Source organism: Pseudomonas nitroreducens (genome assembly GCF_014204515.1).
Lineage (GTDB): Bacteria > Pseudomonadota > Gammaproteobacteria > Pseudomonadales > Pseudomonadaceae > Pseudomonas > Pseudomonas nitritireducens_A.
The window spans coordinates 68,944-84,955 of the sequence record NZ_JACHLI010000029.1 but is presented as its reverse complement, the minus strand read 5'-3'; the positions used below and the strand labels follow the sequence as shown (position 1 = coordinate 84,955).

15 protein-coding genes are annotated in these 16,012 nt (G+C 67.5%); 5 read left to right on the top strand and 10 right to left on the bottom strand.

The annotated features are described in order from the left end of the window. Window positions 1-177: 177 nt before the first annotated feature. Both HNP46_RS27305 and HNP46_RS27300 read right to left on the bottom strand, forming a co-directional pair. Window positions 178-1,461, bottom strand: coding sequence for an L-pipecolate oxidase (locus HNP46_RS27305; protein ID WP_184595276.1), 1,284 nt, complete (start codon window positions 1,459-1,461; stop codon window positions 178-180). A gap of 244 nt (window positions 1,462-1,705) precedes the next feature. Further along, complete coding sequence (locus HNP46_RS27300) at window positions 1,706-3,196, bottom strand: L-piperidine-6-carboxylate dehydrogenase (RefSeq protein ID WP_311771845.1); 1,491 nt, start codon at window positions 3,194-3,196, stop codon at window positions 1,706-1,708. 120 nt (window positions 3,197-3,316) lie between these two features. On the opposite strand from HNP46_RS27300, the gene HNP46_RS27295 reads away from it, so the two are divergent. Next, window positions 3,317-4,210 (top strand): LysR family transcriptional regulator, encoded by an 894-nt coding sequence (locus HNP46_RS27295; protein WP_184595272.1) that lies wholly within the window; start codon window positions 3,317-3,319, stop codon window positions 4,208-4,210. 188 nt (window positions 4,211-4,398) lie between these two features. Here HNP46_RS27295 and HNP46_RS27290 read toward each other — a convergent pair whose 3' ends face one another. Further along, the gene (locus tag HNP46_RS27290; RefSeq protein ID WP_184595270.1) at window positions 4,399-5,091 is read right to left on the bottom strand and encodes an NrtR DNA-binding winged helix domain-containing protein; all 693 of its coding nucleotides are present in this window, start codon (window positions 5,089-5,091) and stop codon (window positions 4,399-4,401) included. Window positions 5,092-5,262: 171 nt separating this feature from the next. Here HNP46_RS27290 and HNP46_RS27285 point away from each other — a divergent pair, with 171 nt between their 5' ends. Genes HNP46_RS27285 through nadE form a run of 3 tightly spaced genes read left to right on the top strand, consistent with a single transcriptional unit; the run spans window position 5,263 to window position 7,972 of the window. Then, the gene (locus tag HNP46_RS27285) at window positions 5,263-5,910 is read left to right on the top strand and encodes a nicotinamidase (protein WP_184595268.1); all 648 of its coding nucleotides are present in this window, start codon (window positions 5,263-5,265) and stop codon (window positions 5,908-5,910) included. 2 nt (window positions 5,911-5,912) lie between these two features. Then, window positions 5,913-7,112, top strand: coding sequence for a nicotinate phosphoribosyltransferase (gene pncB, locus HNP46_RS27280; protein ID WP_184595266.1), 1,200 nt, complete (start codon window positions 5,913-5,915; stop codon window positions 7,110-7,112). A gap of 32 nt (window positions 7,113-7,144) precedes the next feature. Continuing rightward, window positions 7,145-7,972 (top strand): ammonia-dependent NAD(+) synthetase, encoded by an 828-nt coding sequence (nadE, locus tag HNP46_RS27275; RefSeq protein WP_184595264.1) that lies wholly within the window; start codon window positions 7,145-7,147, stop codon window positions 7,970-7,972. A 44-nt stretch (window positions 7,973-8,016) separates the two neighbouring features. On the opposite strand, the gene trhA is transcribed toward nadE, so the two are convergent. Together trhA and azu are read right to left on the bottom strand one after the other, a co-directional pair. Beyond that, entirely contained in the window at window positions 8,017-8,643 is a 627-nt protein-coding gene (trhA, locus tag HNP46_RS27270; RefSeq protein ID WP_184595256.1) for a PAQR family membrane homeostasis protein TrhA, read from the bottom strand. Window positions 8,644-8,758: 115 nt separating this feature from the next. Next, window positions 8,759-9,205, bottom strand: a complete 447-nt coding sequence (gene azu, locus HNP46_RS27265; RefSeq protein WP_184595255.1) for an azurin — start codon at window positions 9,203-9,205, stop codon at window positions 8,759-8,761. A gap of 409 nt (window positions 9,206-9,614) precedes the next feature. Between azu and HNP46_RS27260 the strand changes: the two genes are divergently transcribed. Beyond that, window positions 9,615-10,202 (top strand): TIGR00730 family Rossman fold protein, encoded by a 588-nt coding sequence (locus HNP46_RS27260; RefSeq protein ID WP_184595253.1) that lies wholly within the window; start codon window positions 9,615-9,617, stop codon window positions 10,200-10,202. A 7-nt stretch (window positions 10,203-10,209) separates the two neighbouring features. Here the strand turns inward: HNP46_RS27260 and HNP46_RS27255 are convergent, their stop codons facing one another. From HNP46_RS27255 to pilV, 5 genes are read right to left on the bottom strand one after another with little or no spacing between them, the layout of a single operon-like run. Then, window positions 10,210-10,611, bottom strand: coding sequence for a type IV pilin protein (locus HNP46_RS27255; RefSeq protein ID WP_184595251.1), 402 nt, complete (start codon window positions 10,609-10,611; stop codon window positions 10,210-10,212). Between the two features lies 1 nt (window position 10,612). Further along, on the bottom strand, window positions 10,613-13,891 hold the full coding sequence (locus HNP46_RS27250) for a pilus assembly protein (RefSeq protein ID WP_184595249.1): 3,279 nt from the start codon (window positions 13,889-13,891) through the stop codon (window positions 10,613-10,615). 35 nt (window positions 13,892-13,926) lie between these two features. After that, a complete protein-coding gene (locus HNP46_RS27245) occupies window positions 13,927-14,385 on the bottom strand; it encodes a pilus assembly PilX family protein (RefSeq protein WP_184595247.1) in 459 nt (152 codons plus the stop codon). Continuing rightward, a complete protein-coding gene (locus HNP46_RS27240; protein WP_184595245.1) occupies window positions 14,385-15,338 on the bottom strand; it encodes a PilW family protein in 954 nt (317 codons plus the stop codon). Before HNP46_RS27240 ends, HNP46_RS27245 begins: the two co-directional genes overlap by 1 nt. A 1-nt stretch (window position 15,339) precedes the next feature. Beyond that, window positions 15,340-15,846, bottom strand: coding sequence for a type IV pilus modification protein PilV (pilV, locus tag HNP46_RS27235; RefSeq protein WP_184595243.1), 507 nt, complete (start codon window positions 15,844-15,846; stop codon window positions 15,340-15,342). Window positions 15,847-16,012: the final 166 nt, after the last annotated feature.

Sequence of the window (16,012 nt, the reverse complement as noted above, 5' to 3'; positions counted from 1 at the left end):
GCGAACTGGCTCATTCCAGCCACCACAGGCGCAACCCCAACCGTAACCGTCGCTGTCACCGAACTGCACATCCGCGGTGCAGACCCGTCGGGGTAACGCACCATAAGAGGCTAGACCAAAGTGCAGCGAGCGTTGGCGGGTCAAACCGGGGCGGCGCGCGCCCTGGTCTGAACAACCTCAGATCACCACCCGCAGGCACTGCCCGGCGTGGTAGAGGGAGAAGCCGGCTTCGTACAGACAGCTGCGCAGGCCCACGGCGGAAATCTCTTCCATGGGCCTGAGCGGCATCGGCAAGGCGCTGGCATCGCCGTCCAGCAGGAAGTCGGCGAAGGCCTTGCCCACCACCGTGCCGGTGGTGACGCCACGACCGTTGTAGCCGCTCATGGCGACCAGCCCCGGCGCCGGCTCGAACAGGCGCATGAGGTGGTCGGGGGTGAAGTCGATGCAGCCGGTCCAGGTGAACTCCCAGTCCACCTTGCCCAGCCTGGGGAAGTAGTGCTGCTGGATGCGGTCCGCCCAGCTTTTCAGGAACCACGCCGGCTTGCCGGTGCCCTTGCCGAGGCTGCCGAGCAGCAGGCGGCCGTCGGCGTGGCGGCGGATGCTGCTGAGCACTTGGCGCGTGTCCCAGGAGCCCTGCCCGCCCGGCAAAATCCGCGCGGCTTCCGCGCCCTCCAGCGGACGCGAGGCGACCTGGTAGTAGTAACCAGGGAAGAAGGTGCGGCGCAGCTGCGTCCACTCGCCCTCGGTGTAGGCGCTGGAGGCGATCACCACCTTCTCGGCGGTCACCACGCCACCGGCAGTGATCACGTTCCACGCATTGCCCACGCGCACCAGCCCGACCACCGGGGAATGGTGGTACAGCTCGCCGCCCAGGCCGAGCACCGCGCGAGCGAGGCCGCTGACGTAGGCCATGGGATTGAGCGTGCCGGCGCGGCGATCGAGCAGGGCGCCAGCGATCTTGTCGGTGCCGCAGGCCTGCTCGCAGTCGGCGCCGGTGAGCAGCTCCACCGGAGCGCCACGGCGGCCCCATTGCTCGCAGCGGCTGCGCAGGTCGGCCAGCCCCTTGGCGTTGTGCGCCATGTGCAGCGTGCCTTCGCGGCGCGCCTGGCAATCGATGGCGTATTTGTCGATCAGCGAGAAGACCAGGGACGGCGCATTGCCGAGCATGCGGTTGACCCGCTGGCCGATCTCCGCGCCCATGCCCGCCTCGATCTCGTCCGGCGGAATCCACAGCCCGGCGTTGACCAGCCCGACGTTGCGCCCAGAGCCACCGTGCCCGGTGGTGTGGGCTTCCAGCACGCAGACTTTCTGGTCCCGCTCCAGCAGATGCAGCGCGGCAGACAGACCGGTGAAGCCCGCGCCGATGACACACACATCGACCTTGCGATCCCCACGCAGCTCCGGGGCTTCCGGGCGGTTCGGGGTCAGGTGTTCCCACAGACACTCTTGGCGAAGCGACATCCAGCGATCCTTCTACGCGAACCTTTGTGAATGACTCTGTCTTGCATACTGGCCTTCATCAGCCGGCCGACGGGCGCTCAGCGAATGCCGCCCCTCACCCCAATCCTCTCCCGAGGGAGAGGGAGCAGGCCCTGCCGACTGATGCCGCGACTTCATCCTGCACCGAACGGCCCCCTCTCCCTGAGGGAGAGGGCTGGGGTGAGGGGGAAGTCGCCGCGCCAGTTTCCAACATCGCGAACAGCTCTCAGTCGAAGACTATGCCCTGCGCCAGCGGCAGTTCCCGCGAATAGTTCACGGTGTTGGTCTGCCGGCGCATGTAGCCCTTCCAGGCATCGGAGCCGGACTCGCGGCCGCCGCCGGTTTCCTTCTCGCCACCGAAGGCGCCGCCGATCTCCGCGCCGCTGGGGCCGATGTTGACGTTGGCGATGCCGCAGTCGCTGCCCACCACCGAGATGAAGGCTTCGGCCTCGCGCAGGTCGGTGGTGAAGATGCACGACGACAGCCCCTGGGGCACACCGTTGTTCAGCGCCACCGCGTCGTTGAAGTCCTTATAGGGCACCACGTAGAGAATCGGCGCGAAGGTCTCGCTGCGCACCACGTCGCTCTGCTCGGGCATCTCGACGATGGCCGGGGACACGTAATAGGCCGCGGGGAATTTGTCTGCCAGCTGACGCTCGCCGCCGAACACCACACCGCCCTCGCCGCGCGCCTGTTCCAGCGCGCCCTGCATGGCGAGGAAACTGCGCTCGTCGATCAGCGGGCCGACCAGGTTGCCTTCCAGCGGATGGCCGATGCGCACCTTGGCGTAGGCGGTCTTCAGGCGGCTGACGAATTCGTCCTTCACCGACTCGTGGGCGATCAGCCGGCGCAGTGTGGTGCAGCGTTGCCCAGCGGTGCCGACGGCGCTGAACAGCACCGCGCGCACGGCCATGTCGAGGTCAGCGCTGGGCGCCAGGATCATCGCGTTGTTGCCGCCCAGTTCGAGGATGCTGCGACCGAAACGGGCCGCCACGCGCGGGCCGACTTCGCTGCCCATACGGGTGCTGCCGGTGGCGCTGACCAGGGCGACACGCACATCGTCGACCAAGGCCTCACCGGCGCTGCGATCACCGATCACCACCTGGCTGAGATTCGCCGGGGCGTCACCGAACTTGCTCAGTGCACGTTCGAACAGCGCCTGGCAGGCCAGCGCGGTGAGCGGGGTCTTCTCCGACGGCTTCCACACCACCGAGTTGCCGCAGACCAGCGCCAGCGCGGTGTTCCACGACCACACGGCGACCGGGAAGTTGAACGCGCTGATCACCCCGACCACGCCCAGCGGATGCCAGGTCTCGCGCATGTGGTGGCCGGGGCGCTCGGAGGCGATGGTCAGGCCGTAGAGCTGGCGCGACAGGCCGACGGCGAAGTCGCAGATATCGATCATCTCCTGCACTTCGCCCAGGCCTTCCTGGGTGATCTTGCCGGCCTCCCAGGACACCAGCTCGCCGAGGGCCGCCTTGCTCGCGCGCAGCTCCTCGCCGAACAGCCGCACCAGCTCGCCACGGCGCGGCGCCGGGAACTTGCGCCAGGCATCGAAGGCGTGGGCGGCGCGGCCGATCTTCTGCTCCACCTCGGCGGCGCTTTCCAGGCGCACCGCGCCCAGGCGGCTGCCGTCGATGGGCGAGTGGATGACCTGATCGCCACCGGTAACCAGGCGGGCGTCGACGCCGAGGGATTCGAGCAGTGCGGAAATCATGCGGACTCCAGTTCTTTTCAGATGACCTGACGGAATGCCAGCAGTAATAAACGGCTTGCCGAGGCACAACAAACGACGTTTCCTATGCACATCATTCCGTAAATTCATGAACTGCCCGCCATGCTGAGCAAACGCCACCTGCCGTCCATGACCGCCCTGCAATGCTTCGAAGCGGTGGCGCGGCACCTGAGTTTTACCCGCGCTTCCGAGGAGCTGAACCTGACCCAGAGTGCGGTCAGCAAGCAGGTGGCGCAGCTGGAGGAGATGCTCCAGCACCTGCTGTTCCGCCGCGTGCGTCGTCGCCTGCAACTGACTCCGGCGGGCGATCTGTACCTGGTGGAGGTGCGCAAGATCCTCACCCAGGTGGAGATGTCCACCCACTACCTGCTGTCCTACGGCGGCGAGACCGAAGTGCTGCGCGTGGCAACGCCGCCGACCTTCGGCGCGCGCTGGCTGATTCCGCGACTGAATGGCTGGCGCCATCGCCACCCGAATATCCACCTCGACCTGCGCCAGGAGCTGGAGCCCGGCGATCTGCTGCAATCACGCTGCGACATCGCCTTCTTCTTCGGCGCCGGCACCCTGCCCGGCGCGGAATGCGTGGCGCTGTTCGGCGAGGAGATGGTGCCGGTGTGCTCACCGGCGATCCTGCCGGCGCTGCCGCTGAGCGACCCGACCCAGCTGGCGGACCTGGTCCTGCTGCAGAACGCCACGCGCCAGGAAGCCTGGCACGAGTGGTTCCTGAGCCTCGGCCAGCACAGCGAACACAGCTACCACGGGCCGCGCTTCGACACCTTCTACATGTGCATCCGCGCAGCCCAGGCCGGCTGCGGCGTGGCGTTGCTGCCGCGCTTCCTGGTGGAGGAGGAGCTGAATGAGGGCAAGCTGGTGATTGCCTGGGAGCATGGGCTGCAGAGTCGCAGCGGGTACTACCTGGCGTACCCCGAGCATGCGGCAGCGGTGCCCAAGGTGCGGGCGTTCGTGGAGTGGATCGGGGAGCGGATGGAGGGGTGACTTTCGGAGTGGTATCCAGAGCCCCTCACCCCAGCCCTCTCCCAGAGGGAGAGGGAGCCGCTCGGCGTCGCTTGCTGCTCAAGTGTCAGCCGTTAGCTTCAGGAGAACTCCACTTTGCCAGCCTGCAGAGGACAATTCCCTCTCCTCCGGGAGAGGGTTAGGGTGAGGGGCAGCTCCGCGCCGGAGTTTCAGACCAACAAACTCCGATCAAACACAAACGCCCCCTCCCCCTGCGGCGTGAAGCGCAGGACATGCTGCGGCCGCCCCATCGGCGGCTGGTGGCGCTCACCGGTGTCCTCGACCCAACCCGCCGCCTTCATCCGCTCCAGGCGGCCGCGCAGGCTGGAGTGCTGGATCTCCTCGCCGATGGACCACTCGAAGGCCTTCAGCGCTTCCGCCACGGTGAAGCGCTCCGGCAGCAGGTGCAGCGGCAGCGCGCTGTACACCGACTTGCCCGCCAGGCGCTCGCAGGCCTGCTGCACCAGCTGGGTATGGTCGAAGGGCAAGGCGAAGCGCTCGCCGCGCACGGCATCCAGCGACACGAAGTCCAGGTCAGCGGCAGCAACTTCAGTCTCCGGCGCCACCAGCACGAGATAGAGCACGCTCAACGACCAGCCGCGCGGGTCGCGTACCGCGTTACCCACCGTCGCCACCTGCTCCATGTACGCCGGCTTCACCCGCGCCTTTTCGCGCAGCGCGCGCAGGGCCGCATCGTCCAGGCCGCGGTCTGCGCAGCGGCCGTTGATCAACACGCCAGGCAGCGCCCACTGCCCCTCGAACGGTACTTTGCCGCGACGGATCAATAGCAGCTCCAGACCGTTCTCGGGATGCAGGCGCAGCGCCACGATATCCACGGAGGCCAGCACTTCAGCGGTACTCATCGCCATTCCTCGCCTTGTTTCCTCTGCCCGAGCCAGGGCCGCGACTTATTTCACCACGTATAGAAATTATGCACCACCATCCACATTCGAGAGATTTTCTGCTTGACGACTTATTTCACGTCGTGAATTATGTAGCCACGACAAGCCAGCAACGGTCAAGCGGAGGCTTCCATGAACCTGATCGCCAGCTTCGATGTAGACGCCCAGAAGGGCTTCACCCCGCTCTGCCCCAACGAGCTGCCGGTGCCCGGCGGTGACGCCATCGGCGGCGCCCTCAATCTGATGGCCCAGCGCGCCAGCCTGCGCCTGGGCAGCAAGGACGCCCACACGCCGCAAGCGCCCTGGGTAGTGGGCGAGCCGGCACAGATGCTGCAACCGCTGAGCCTGCCCAACGCCGACCTCACCTGGGTCAGCCACTGCGTGCCGGGCACGCCGGGCTTCGAACTGCTGGACGAGCTGCCGCAGCCGATGGACTACGACTTCTTCATCTGGAAGGGCGTGGAGCCGGATCTGCACCCCTACGGTGCGTGCTACCACGACCTGGCGGAACGGCGCAGCACCGGAGTGATCGAATACCTGCGGCAGAACCAAGTCAGCCACGTGCTGGTGGGCGGCCTGGCGCTGGACTACTGCGTGAAAACCACCGCGCTGCAACTGCGCCGCGCCGGCTTCCAGGTGCTGCTGTACCTGCCAGCCTGCCGCGCCATTGCCGAGGACACCGCCGCAGCCGCCTGCACCGCGATGCGTGAAGCCGGCGTGGTGCTCTGTGCGAACGAGAACGAACTGGACGACGCCCTCATGGGCATCAGGGAGAATTGATCATGGCCGAGAGCGTGTTTGCCGACAGCATCGTGCAGAACCTGCTGGACACCGACTTCTACAAGCTGACGATGATGCAGGCGGTGCTGCACAACTATCCCAACGCCGAAGTGGAGTGGGAATTCCGCTGCCGCAACGCCGAGGACCTGCGCCCGTACCTGGCGGAAATCCGCTACCAGATCGAGCGCCTGGCCGAGCTGGAAGCCACGCCGGACCAACTGGCCTTCCTCGAGCGCATCCCGTTCATCAAGCCGGACTTCATCCGCTTCCTCAGCCTGTTCCGCTTCAACCTGCGCTACGTGCACACCAGCATCGAGGACGGCCAACTGGCCATCCGCCTGCGCGGGCCGTGGCTGCATGTGATCCTCTTCGAGGTGCCGCTGCTGGCCATCGTCAGCGAGGTACGCAATCGTTATCGCTACCGCGAGGTGGTGCTGGAACAGGTCGGCGAGCAGCTCTACCGCAAGCTCGACTGGCTCGCCGACAACGCCAGCGCGGAGGAGCTGAAGGAGTTCCAGGTGGCCGACTTCGGCACCCGCCGGCGCTTCTCCTACCGCACCCAGGAAGAAGTCGTGCATATCTTGAAGCGCGACTTCCCCGGCCGCTTCGTCGGCACCAGCAATGTGCACCTGGCCCGCGAGTTCGACGTGAAGCCGATCGGCACCATGGCCCACGAATGGCTGATGGCGCACCAGCAGCTCGGCCCGCGGCTGATCGACAGCCAGATCGCCGCACTGGACTGCTGGGTGCGCGAATACCGCGGCCAGCTGGGCATCGCGCTGACCGACTGCATTACCATGGACGCCTTCCTCAGCGACTTCGACCTGTACTTCGCCAAGCTCTTCGATGGCCTGCGCCACGATTCGGGCGACCCGCTGGTCTGGGCCGAGAAGGCCATCGTCCACTACCGCCGCCTGGGCATCGACCCGCTGACCAAGACCCTGGTGTTCTCCGACGGCCTCGACATGCCCAAGGCGTTGCAGCTCTTCCGCGCATTGCGTGGCAAGATCAACGTCAGTTTCGGCATCGGTACCAACCTGACCTGCGACATCCCCGGCGTGGAACCGATGAACATCGTGATCAAGATGACCGCCTGCAACGGCCACCCGGTGGCGAAGATTTCCGACACCCCGGGCAAGACCCAATGCCGCGACGAGAATTTCGTCGCCTACCTGCGCCACGTGTTCAAGGTGCCGGTGTAACCCCTTTTCCGCTTTCCACAGGAGCCCTCCAGATGAAAGACAGACAGGCCGCCATCGCCAGAGAACTCAACGTGCAGCCGCCCTTCCAGTCCGACGCCGAGCTGCAGGCCGAGATCCAGCGCCGCGTCGGCTTCATCCAGGATTGCCTGAAGGGTTCGGGGATGAAGACCCTGGTGCTGGGCATCAGCGGCGGCGTCGACTCGCTCACCGCCGGCATGCTCTGCCAGCGCGCCGTGGAAGGCCTGCGCGCCGAGAGCGGCAACCCGGACTACCGCTTCCTCGCCGTGCGCCTGCCCTACAACGTGCAGGGCGACGAGCAGGACGCCCAGGACTCGGTGGACGTCATCGCCCCCGACGAGCGCCACACCGTGAACATCGGCCCGGCCGTGCAGGCGCTGGCCGCCGAGACCCAGGCCCTGGAAGGCCTGGCCCCGGCCACCCGTGACTTCGCCCTGGGCAACACCAAGGCACGCATCCGCATGGTCGCCCAGTACACCATCGCCAACGCCCGCGCCGGTCTGGTGGTCGGTACCGACCACGCCGCCGAAGCAGTGATGGGCTTCTTCACCAAGTTCGGCGACGGCGCCTGCGACCTCGCCCCGCTCACCGGCCTGGTGAAGAACCAGGTGCGCAGCATCGCCCGCAGCCTCGGCGCGCCGGAGCATCTGGTGGAAAAGGTACCGACCGCCGACCTCGAAGACCTCGCCCCCGGCAAGCCGGACGAGCACGCCCACGGCGTGACCTACCAGGAAATCGACGCCTTCCTGCACGGCCAGGACGTCGGCCAGGAAGCCTTCGACATCATCGTCCGCACCTTCGAGAAGACCCGCCACAAGCGCGTCCTGCCCACCGCGCCGTAAGCGCGGCAGTTGGCGGTGCGGGAGCGATCCCGCACCGCCGGTGCTCAATGCTGGGGAATGACGTAGCGCCAGATGGCGATGAAGTGCAGCAGGCTGCCGGCGATCACGAACAGGTGCCAGATGCCGTGCCAGTGGCGGAAGCGGCTGTCGTAGGCGAAGAAGATGATGCCGATGGTGTAGAAGGCGCCGCCGCCCACCAGCCAGGCGAAGCCGGCGCCGCCCAGCGCGCGGTACAGCGGGCCGACCGCGATCAGCACGATCCAGCCCATCACCGCATAGATGATGATCGACAGCACCCGCGCCTCGGAGCGCGGCTTGATCTCCTGCAGCATGCCGATCACCGCCATCGACCAGACGATGCCGAACAGCGTCCAGCCCCAGGGACCTTTCAGGGTGACCAGGCAGAAGGGCGTGTAGCTGCCGGCAATCAGCAGGTAGATCGACAGGTGGTCGAGCTTGCGCAGGATCACCTTCGCCCGGCCGCGCACGCTGTGGTAGAGCGTGGAAATGCTGTAGAGCAGCAGTAGCGTCGTGCCGTAGATTGCCACGCTGACGATGCGCAGCGGCTCGCCGAGCAGGCTGGTGGCCACCAGCAGCCAGATGCCGCCCACCAGCGCCAGCACGGCGCCGATCAGATGGGTCCAGGCGTTGAAGCGTTCACCGTGGTACATGGGTCCCCCGTCGAGTTCTCAGGCAGGAACACGGTAACGTTCTTTCATGAAATAAAAAGCCCGACCATGGGTCGGGCTCTTCGGATAGCGGATTTCCTGGCTCAGGAAGCCCGGATCACTTCAGGGTCAGGGTGCCCTTCATCATGGCCGAGTGGCCCGGGAAGGAGCAGAAGAAGGTGTATTCATCACCGGCCTTCAGCTTGGAGACGTCGAAGGTCACCGAGTCCTTCTCACCGGAACCGATGATCTTGGTGTGGGCGATCACGCGGGTGTCGCCATCCTTGATGTAGTTCTTGTCCAGGCCGGCGGCCATGCCATCGGTCACCACGCCCTGCATGTCGGCGGCGGTGGTCAGCACCCAGTTATGGCCCATGACGTTCTTCGGCAGGCTGCCCGGATGGGACAGGTTCACGGTGAAGCTCTTGCAGCTCTTGTCCACGCTGATGGCGTTGGTGCTGAACTGCATCTGGTCGTTGCCCTGGATGTCCACGGAGCATTCGGCGGCCAGCAGCGGGGCACTGAACAGGCCAAGCAGGGATACAGCGGCGAGTTTACGGAACATGACATGCCTCCTAGGCAGGTTGGGCGGAGAATCCTGATAGGGAAGACTGCCCGATCGTGATCGGGGTTCCCCTGATCTGCATCAATGGCCATCGGCCACGAGCCAAGCTTCGAACTGTCTATCAGGTCGATCGGCAGGATCAACGAGGCAGATCAGCGCACCCCGCCTAGCATAGACGCCTCCCCCCGGCCCAACAGGAGTTCGCGCCATGCACCGTTTCCCCCTGTTACAAAGCCCGTTGCTGCACGACCTGCTCGCCTGCTACGCCCAGGCGGCGAGCGCTGGCAGTTTTCGTCGCAGCGAATTGGCGTAGCGGATTTTCGGCTTGGTCGCCCCTCGCTCTGCCGCTACCCTGACGGCCTGCAAAACGAGGCCAGCATGACGAGGCCCGCTTGAAGAGGAGTGATCCATGACCTTGCGTTCCATCTGCGTATTCTGCGGCGCCAGCCCCGGCGCCACCCCGATCTACCAGGAAGCTGCCGAAGCCCTCGGCCGCTACCTCGCCGAGAACGGCATCCAGCTGGTCTACGGCGGCGGCGCCGTGGGCCTGATGGGCATGGTGGCCAATGCCGCGCTGGCCGCTGGCGGCGAAGTCATCGGCATCATCCCGCAGAGCCTGAAGGACGCCGAAGTCGGCCACAGCGGCCTGACGCGCCTGGAAGTGGTGGACGGCATGCACGCGCGCAAGGCTCGCATGGCCGAGCTGAGCGACGCCTTCATCGCCCTGCCCGGCGGCCTCGGCACCCTGGAAGAACTCTTCGAAGTCTGGACCTGGGGTCAGCTGGGCTACCACGCCAAGCCGCTGGGACTGCTGGAAGTGAACGGCTTCTTCGACCCGCTGCTGACCTTCCTCGACCACCTGGTGCAGGAGCGCTTCGTGCGCCAGCCGCACCGCGACATGCTGCAGCGCGCCGCCAGCCCCGCCGAGCTGGTCAGCGCCCTGGCCGCCTGGAAGCCACTGGCCGCACCCAAGTGGGTGGACCGCACGCCGACCTGAGGCGCCGCTACCAGCAGCGCTCCGCCGCCGCGCCGCGCAGCCCGCTGCTGGTCAGCGTCAGCGTGCCGCAGCGGTCGTCCACCATATTGCCCTGGGGTTCGGCGATCAGCGTGAATCCGGCGGCATCCGGGACGTCGCCGAAACCCAGCCGGTAGCGCACCGGCCCGCCGGAACGCGGGGAGCGCAGGAAGGGCAGGGTCGCCTCGCGGTAGCTGCCCTGGCTGCTGTAGTAGCGCTCCAGGTACTGAGCCAGCTCCACCAGCGACTTCTGCGCCTCCACCCGGCCGGCACGACGGATGTGTTCCTGGTAGCTCGGCAGGGCGATGGCCAGGAGGATGCCCATCAGCGCCAGGGTGACGAGCAGCTCCAGCAGCGTGAAGCCGCCGCCCATAGCGCGGACAGCCTTCATCTCAGCGCAACTCCTGCCAGGCCTTGCGGCCGCTGTCGTTCGGCACGGCGAGCTGTTGCGTCCGCGGGGCGCCCTGCTCGTCCAGGGTCGACCAGCGAACGCCGCCCTCTTCCCCCGGTTGCAGCAGCACCGCAGAGGGTTGTTCGAGCGTCGCACCGGTAGCGGCCAATGTCGTCGCCCGTGCTGCGTCGGGCTCGCTGCCGCTGGAGCTATCCAGCAGCATCGCGCGATGGCGCAAGGGATCGTCACAGGGATCGCTTCCGGGCGTGATCAGGTTGAACAGCACGAAACGCCCCGAGCGCACCTGCGCCTGCTCGATCACCCGGCTGCCGTCCGCCGGCAGGTCCAGGTACCAGCCGCGCCCGGCATCTTCCGAAGTGCCGAGCTCCGTCGGTGCCAGCCGCCGTGGCGCCAATCGCGAGCGCCCGGCAATCGACTGGCCGTTGTCGACGAGGCCATACAGGCTGTCGACCTTCTCCGGCGCCGCCAGGTCGTCGCCCACCCGGTAATAGCGGCCGGTGCCGAACAACAGCCGCAGTGCGCCCGCGGTATCGTCGACCACCGCAAGGGGCGCCGTGATCGCCTGCGCCGCTCCGTTGGCGTCCAGCGCCTGGAACAGCGGTCCGCCGCCGAGGGAGGCGGGAATCGCCGAATCGCTGCCGTCCTCGCCGGCGAGGTCGACGCGCCAGACCTGGCCACGGCTGTCCCCCAGGTACAGGCGATCCGCCGTCACGCCACCGACGCTGCTGATCGCCGTCACCGGCCCCAGGTCCCCGGCGCCGGGCAGGCGGATACGCCGCAGCGCCTGGCCATCCGCCGCATCGAGCAACCAGAGAAAGCCCTCGTCGCCCTCCAGGTCCCTGGCGCCGGAAGACAGCGCCACCACGAAGCGGCCCGAGGCCAGCGCCAGCAGTGCTGGACGGCCCAGGCTGTAACCCAGCTCGGGAGCGCTGAATTCCCAGAGCACACTGCCGGGCTGCAGCCGCTGCGGATCGCTGACGTCCAGGGCGAAAACGCTGCGGCCGCCGACGCCCGGCGTGCCCACCAGCAACGTGCGCCAACGCCCGGCAACCCAGGCATTGCCAAAGGTGGGCGAGCCGTCGACGTAGAAGCGATGCACATAGCCCGGCTCCGCCAGTTCGCGCAGGTGGCCGAACACGGCGGCCGGCACATAGGCGAACAGTTCACGCCCGTCCCGTGCATCGAAGCCATGCAGCATGCCGTCGTTGGCCCCCACCGCCACCAGCGGCGCCCGCTGCCGATAGGCGTCGCCAGCGAGGAATTCGCGGTACGCGTCGCCCAGTGGCGGCGGCAGCGCGGCATAGGGTTGCGGGTCGTGCCAGGAGTAAGCGGGGCGCGAGTGGACGATGTCGCCCAGTCGACTGTCGCGCTGCCGATAGGCGCGGGAGCTGGTGGCGGAGTCGCGCTCCTCCTGCCGGGAACCGCGCAGGTAGGCGAGCCGCTGTTCGCCGTCGCCGACATCGGCAGCCAGCGCCAGGCGCTGCGCCCCGTCCAGCGCACTCCAGGCAAAGGACACCCCGTTGCGCGCCACCTGCCCAGGTTCGGGCGTGCGCACCGTGAGGATGTTCCGTTTGCCCAGCTGGGCCTCGCTCAGCTCATCCAGCCGCCGAGCCGCCGACCAGACCGCAGCCGCCATTCCCTCCCGCCAGAGCAACAGGTCGCCGCTCCAACGTGCCGAGTCCAGCCGCGTACTGAACAGCTCTCCGGGACCTCCTGCCGCAAGGAGCGAGACGCTGCCGTCGGCGCCCTCTTCCACCGCGCGCACGAACACCCGCTGCAGTTGATCGTGCCAGCGCTCCGGCGCCGCGGAGTCGAGCAGGTTGGCCGGATGCTCCGGGCCGGGCGAGCCTGCATCGCTCCACCACGCCAGGGGCAACGGCAGGTCGCGCCCATGGCGATAGCCCACGGGAACGCTGAATCCGCCGTACTTCGTCGCCAACCAAAGCGCACTGCCACTGGCCACCGTTTCGCCGGGCAACCAGTAGAGGGACAGGCGCTGCCGGCCCGGCAGGTCGGGACGCAGATCGCCGACATGGGCATCGTAGGCGAGACCGGCAAAATCCAGGGCCGCGCCGCCGGCCGTCGCACCTTCGAGCAAGGCCACGCGACGGCTGGCCTGGGGCAGATCGAGCAGCCGATCCGGTGCTGCGAGTCGCGACAGACCTTCACCGACCGCCGCCCCACCCGAGCTACCGAAGCCCAGGACGCTGTTGCGCTGGCAGGCATGGCTGATCGGATCGCCGGCAGCGGTACCGGCCGCCGAGCTGCCCGGGTGTCGCAGGTAACGCATCGCCGCATACAACGACTCGCCCGGATCATCCGCCTGGCGCAATCCCACCTCGTCGAAGCGGTTGAGATAGATGATCACGCCGCTGCTGCCGCCAGCATCACGGTCAGGGTTGGCCAGCAGCACGCCCTGCGCCGACCACTCCGCCAGGGGATTTGCGCTACCGTCATCCCGTTGCGGACCAATGAACCGTTGCTCTACCTGCAGCGCCGCGGTCCCATCGCCGCCAGAGCGGGCCACTACGCTGAAGCGCAACCGTCCGGCGTAGCGCTGCAGCAACCCTTCGGGCTTGAACCCCGGGCCATGGCGGCGACAGTTGCGCTCCAGCATGCCCACCACGCAGACCTGCACCCGCACCGGCAGTCGATAGCTTGCGCTCGCCTCCAGCAGGGCTCCGCTTCGATACTCCTGTGGCTCACCGGGAAACGCCGGACTGCGGCTGAACAGCAGATCGCGATCCTGCCCGGCAATCCGCAGATACAGGGCCGATCCGGAAAACGGTGTTGCCCCCGCCACTTCTCGAGCCGATACCTGCCGATCGGTGAACTGGCCGTCGACCCGCGTGTTGCGCGCTTTCTGCAACACGGTCACGCCATCGCCGCCGTCGAGGTAGCGGTCACCGCCGGTCAGCGCGGCGCGCAGCACGTCGAGGCGCTGGGCTGTCGCCCAGTTGAGGAAGTTGCCACTCCAGGCCCCCGTGCACAGGTGTCCGAGTGCCGCTCCCTGGGGGACGAAGTACAGCTGCGCGGGCTCCTGTCCATAACACTTGTCCGGATCGAAGTAGCCGACATAGGCCAGCGCGGGAGCGTAGCGCTCGCCAGGATGAGCCGCGGCGGCCATTGCCGAGTGCGCCGTCGAGGGCAACAGCAGCAAGCTGCCCGCAGCGCCACCTCCGTGCTGCAACGGCAACTGGCTGATCGGCGCGGCACTGGCCGTACCGAGCAGCCCCAGAAGCAACGCCACCACGCCCATCGCTCTGCCTGCCACAACCGCCTCCTGCCCGCCCATCAGCGAATGAAGTAGATGCTGAGCAGCCGCGCGCTGGAGACCGGCTCGCCGGAAGGCTGGCGGCGTACCCCGTAGCCCGTGGCACTGACTTCCAGCGCCACGCCGTACGCCGACTGGCCCTTGCCCACCTCCAGCCCTTCGTTGACCAGCAGCCGCAGCAGCTTCAGCTGGTAGCGCGGTGGACGCGCGAGGTCGGTGTCCGCCAGGATGACCTGCGCACCAACGTCATACGCCGTGCTGTCGGCGCGCGCCTGTCGGTACAGCTCGCGGGCCGCCAACTCGCCCTGCCGCAGCGCCGTCTCGGCGGCCTGGAACGCCAGCTGGCGATCGCGCAGGTTGCCGGCGATGCGCTCTTCCAGGCTCGCCAGGCGCATGCCGGCCAGGCCGATGAGGGTCAGCAGCAACAGCATCACCAGGGTGACCAGCAGGATCGCCCCGCCTTCAGCGCGCCGCCACATCACTCACCTCCTGCGGCATTGCGCAGCGCCGTGGTGCTGCCCATCACCAGGCGCAGACGGCGCTCGGCGTTGGCGGCCAGGGTCCGGCCGTCGAACAGCAGCGCAGTGGGAGTTTCGTCGACGTTGCGGGTGAGGCTCTGCAGCAGCAGGCTGACGCGAACGGTGCGCACCCTGCGCCAATCGGCAGCGGTCATTTCCTTTGCCGCCCTGTAGGCCGTGACCGCTTCGCCAGCGTCAGCGCTGACGCCATAGCGCAGGCTCATCCCCGCAACGCCGGAGACCAGCTCGCTGCTCTGCGGCAGACCATTGTTCGCACTGTTATCGCTGGCGAAGAGCCCCGGCGTGCCATCCTCGCCCTTGCCGATCCAGTAGATGACGTAGCGATAGCGGTAGGCGCGGCTGGCCGCTGCCAGGAAATGCGTCAGCGGGCGGTCTGCGGCCAGCGTGGTCGCGCTGCCGTCGTTGCGCAGCAGCAGGCAGGACTGCAGATCGGACAGCAGGTAGGGCACCCCGACCACCGCAGCGGAAGACGCCAGCCGCGCCTGGTTGCCGGTGATCGAACTCACCGCCAGCGCCGGTTCGCCGACATAGCGCAGCAACACTGCATCGGTGTTCGCCAGCCTTCGGGACGGCAGCCAGTCCGGCTCGCTCATCCCACTGCCGTAGCCCTCGATGCCGCCGTGCTGCAGGGCGAATGACGCCGCGCTGAAGCCGCTGGCATTCACCAGCCCGGCCGGACAGGCACCGGCAAAGCCGGCAGCGCGCAAATCCTGGGCGATGATGTCGAGGGCGAAACGGCCGCTTTCCTGCAGTTCGGCAAGGCCTTGGCTGGCCTGGTAGGTCCGCTTGCTGCCCAGCACCACCTCCAGCACACCCGCCAACAGCACCAGGCCGAGGGCCATGGCAATCAGCAGTTCCACCAGCGACAAACCACGCTGCGCAGGGCAGGCCATGTCAGAGTGCCGTGCGGTAGGTGAAGGTCGCCCAGTGCTCGACCTCGTCGGCGAGCCGGCGCTGCGTGCGGCTGTCGTCCCAGCGCACGCCGACCTCCACCCGGTACAGCTCACCGGCGCGCGACACCTGCACCAGACCGCTGGCCGAGTCTCCCAGTGCCGTGCACAGCGCCTTGCGCCACTGGCCGAGATCGAGCTGCGCCCGACTGCCAGCGACGCTGGACGGGCACCCCGCGCCAGGTTCGGCGAAGTCGAGGTTGTAGGCGCCCGCCCGTGCCGCGGTCGGGTTCGCCCGCAGCAGATCGGTCATCTCGCTGGCCAGCCACGAGGCCTGCGAGCGTTGCAGCGAGCTGTAACCGGCAGCGACGCTGACACTCTGCAACCCCGCCAGCCCGAGCAGGCCGACGGACAGGATGAGCACTGAAACGAGCAGTTCGACCAGGGAGAACCCCCTGGCCGGCAAGCGACTGTCCATGCCTTTCGCCTCGCCGCGGAACGGATTGCGCATCGCCGCTGACGGCGCTGCGGTTCCTAGAGTGCGAGGGGAACGAGGGGCCGGTCAGCCAGACCGCGCCCGGAATCCTTCGGGAAATTTCTGCCCGGCGCCGGCGATCGGGCGCAGCTCAGCGAAGGTAATCGGCGGCGACAGCCACTGGTCCGCGAGTTCCTGCCAG

What these genes read in the sequence shown, in the direction of transcription:
- HNP46_RS27305 (WP_184595276.1), bottom strand. Translation starts at nt 1,461, where the DNA reads ATGTCGCTTCGCCAAGAGTGTCTGTGGGAACACCTGACCCCGAACCGC.
- HNP46_RS27300 (WP_311771845.1), bottom strand. Translation starts at nt 3,196, where the DNA reads ATGATTTCCGCACTGCTCGAATCCCTCGGCGTCGACGCCCGCCTGGTT.
- HNP46_RS27295 (WP_184595272.1), top strand. Translation starts at nt 3,317, where the DNA reads ATGCTGAGCAAACGCCACCTGCCGTCCATGACCGCCCTGCAATGCTTC.
- HNP46_RS27290 (WP_184595270.1), bottom strand. Translation starts at nt 5,091, where the DNA reads ATGAGTACCGCTGAAGTGCTGGCCTCCGTGGATATCGTGGCGCTGCGC.
- HNP46_RS27285 (WP_184595268.1), top strand. Translation starts at nt 5,263, where the DNA reads ATGAACCTGATCGCCAGCTTCGATGTAGACGCCCAGAAGGGCTTCACC.
- pncB (WP_184595266.1), top strand. Translation starts at nt 5,913, where the DNA reads ATGGCCGAGAGCGTGTTTGCCGACAGCATCGTGCAGAACCTGCTGGAC.
- nadE (WP_184595264.1), top strand. Translation starts at nt 7,145, where the DNA reads ATGAAAGACAGACAGGCCGCCATCGCCAGAGAACTCAACGTGCAGCCG.
- trhA (WP_184595256.1), bottom strand. Translation starts at nt 8,643, where the DNA reads ATGTACCACGGTGAACGCTTCAACGCCTGGACCCATCTGATCGGCGCC.
- azu (WP_184595255.1), bottom strand. Translation starts at nt 9,205, where the DNA reads ATGTTCCGTAAACTCGCCGCTGTATCCCTGCTTGGCCTGTTCAGTGCC.
- HNP46_RS27260 (WP_184595253.1), top strand. Translation starts at nt 9,615, where the DNA reads ATGACCTTGCGTTCCATCTGCGTATTCTGCGGCGCCAGCCCCGGCGCC.
- HNP46_RS27255 (WP_184595251.1), bottom strand. Translation starts at nt 10,611, where the DNA reads ATGAAGGCTGTCCGCGCTATGGGCGGCGGCTTCACGCTGCTGGAGCTG.
- HNP46_RS27250 (WP_184595249.1), bottom strand. Translation starts at nt 13,891, where the DNA reads ATGGGCGTGGTGGCGTTGCTTCTGGGGCTGCTCGGTACGGCCAGTGCC.
- HNP46_RS27245 (WP_184595247.1), bottom strand. Translation starts at nt 14,385, where the DNA reads ATGTGGCGGCGCGCTGAAGGCGGGGCGATCCTGCTGGTCACCCTGGTG.
- HNP46_RS27240 (WP_184595245.1), bottom strand. Translation starts at nt 15,338, where the DNA reads ATGGCCTGCCCTGCGCAGCGTGGTTTGTCGCTGGTGGAACTGCTGATT.
- pilV (WP_184595243.1), bottom strand. Translation starts at nt 15,846, where the DNA reads ATGCGCAATCCGTTCCGCGGCGAGGCGAAAGGCATGGACAGTCGCTTG.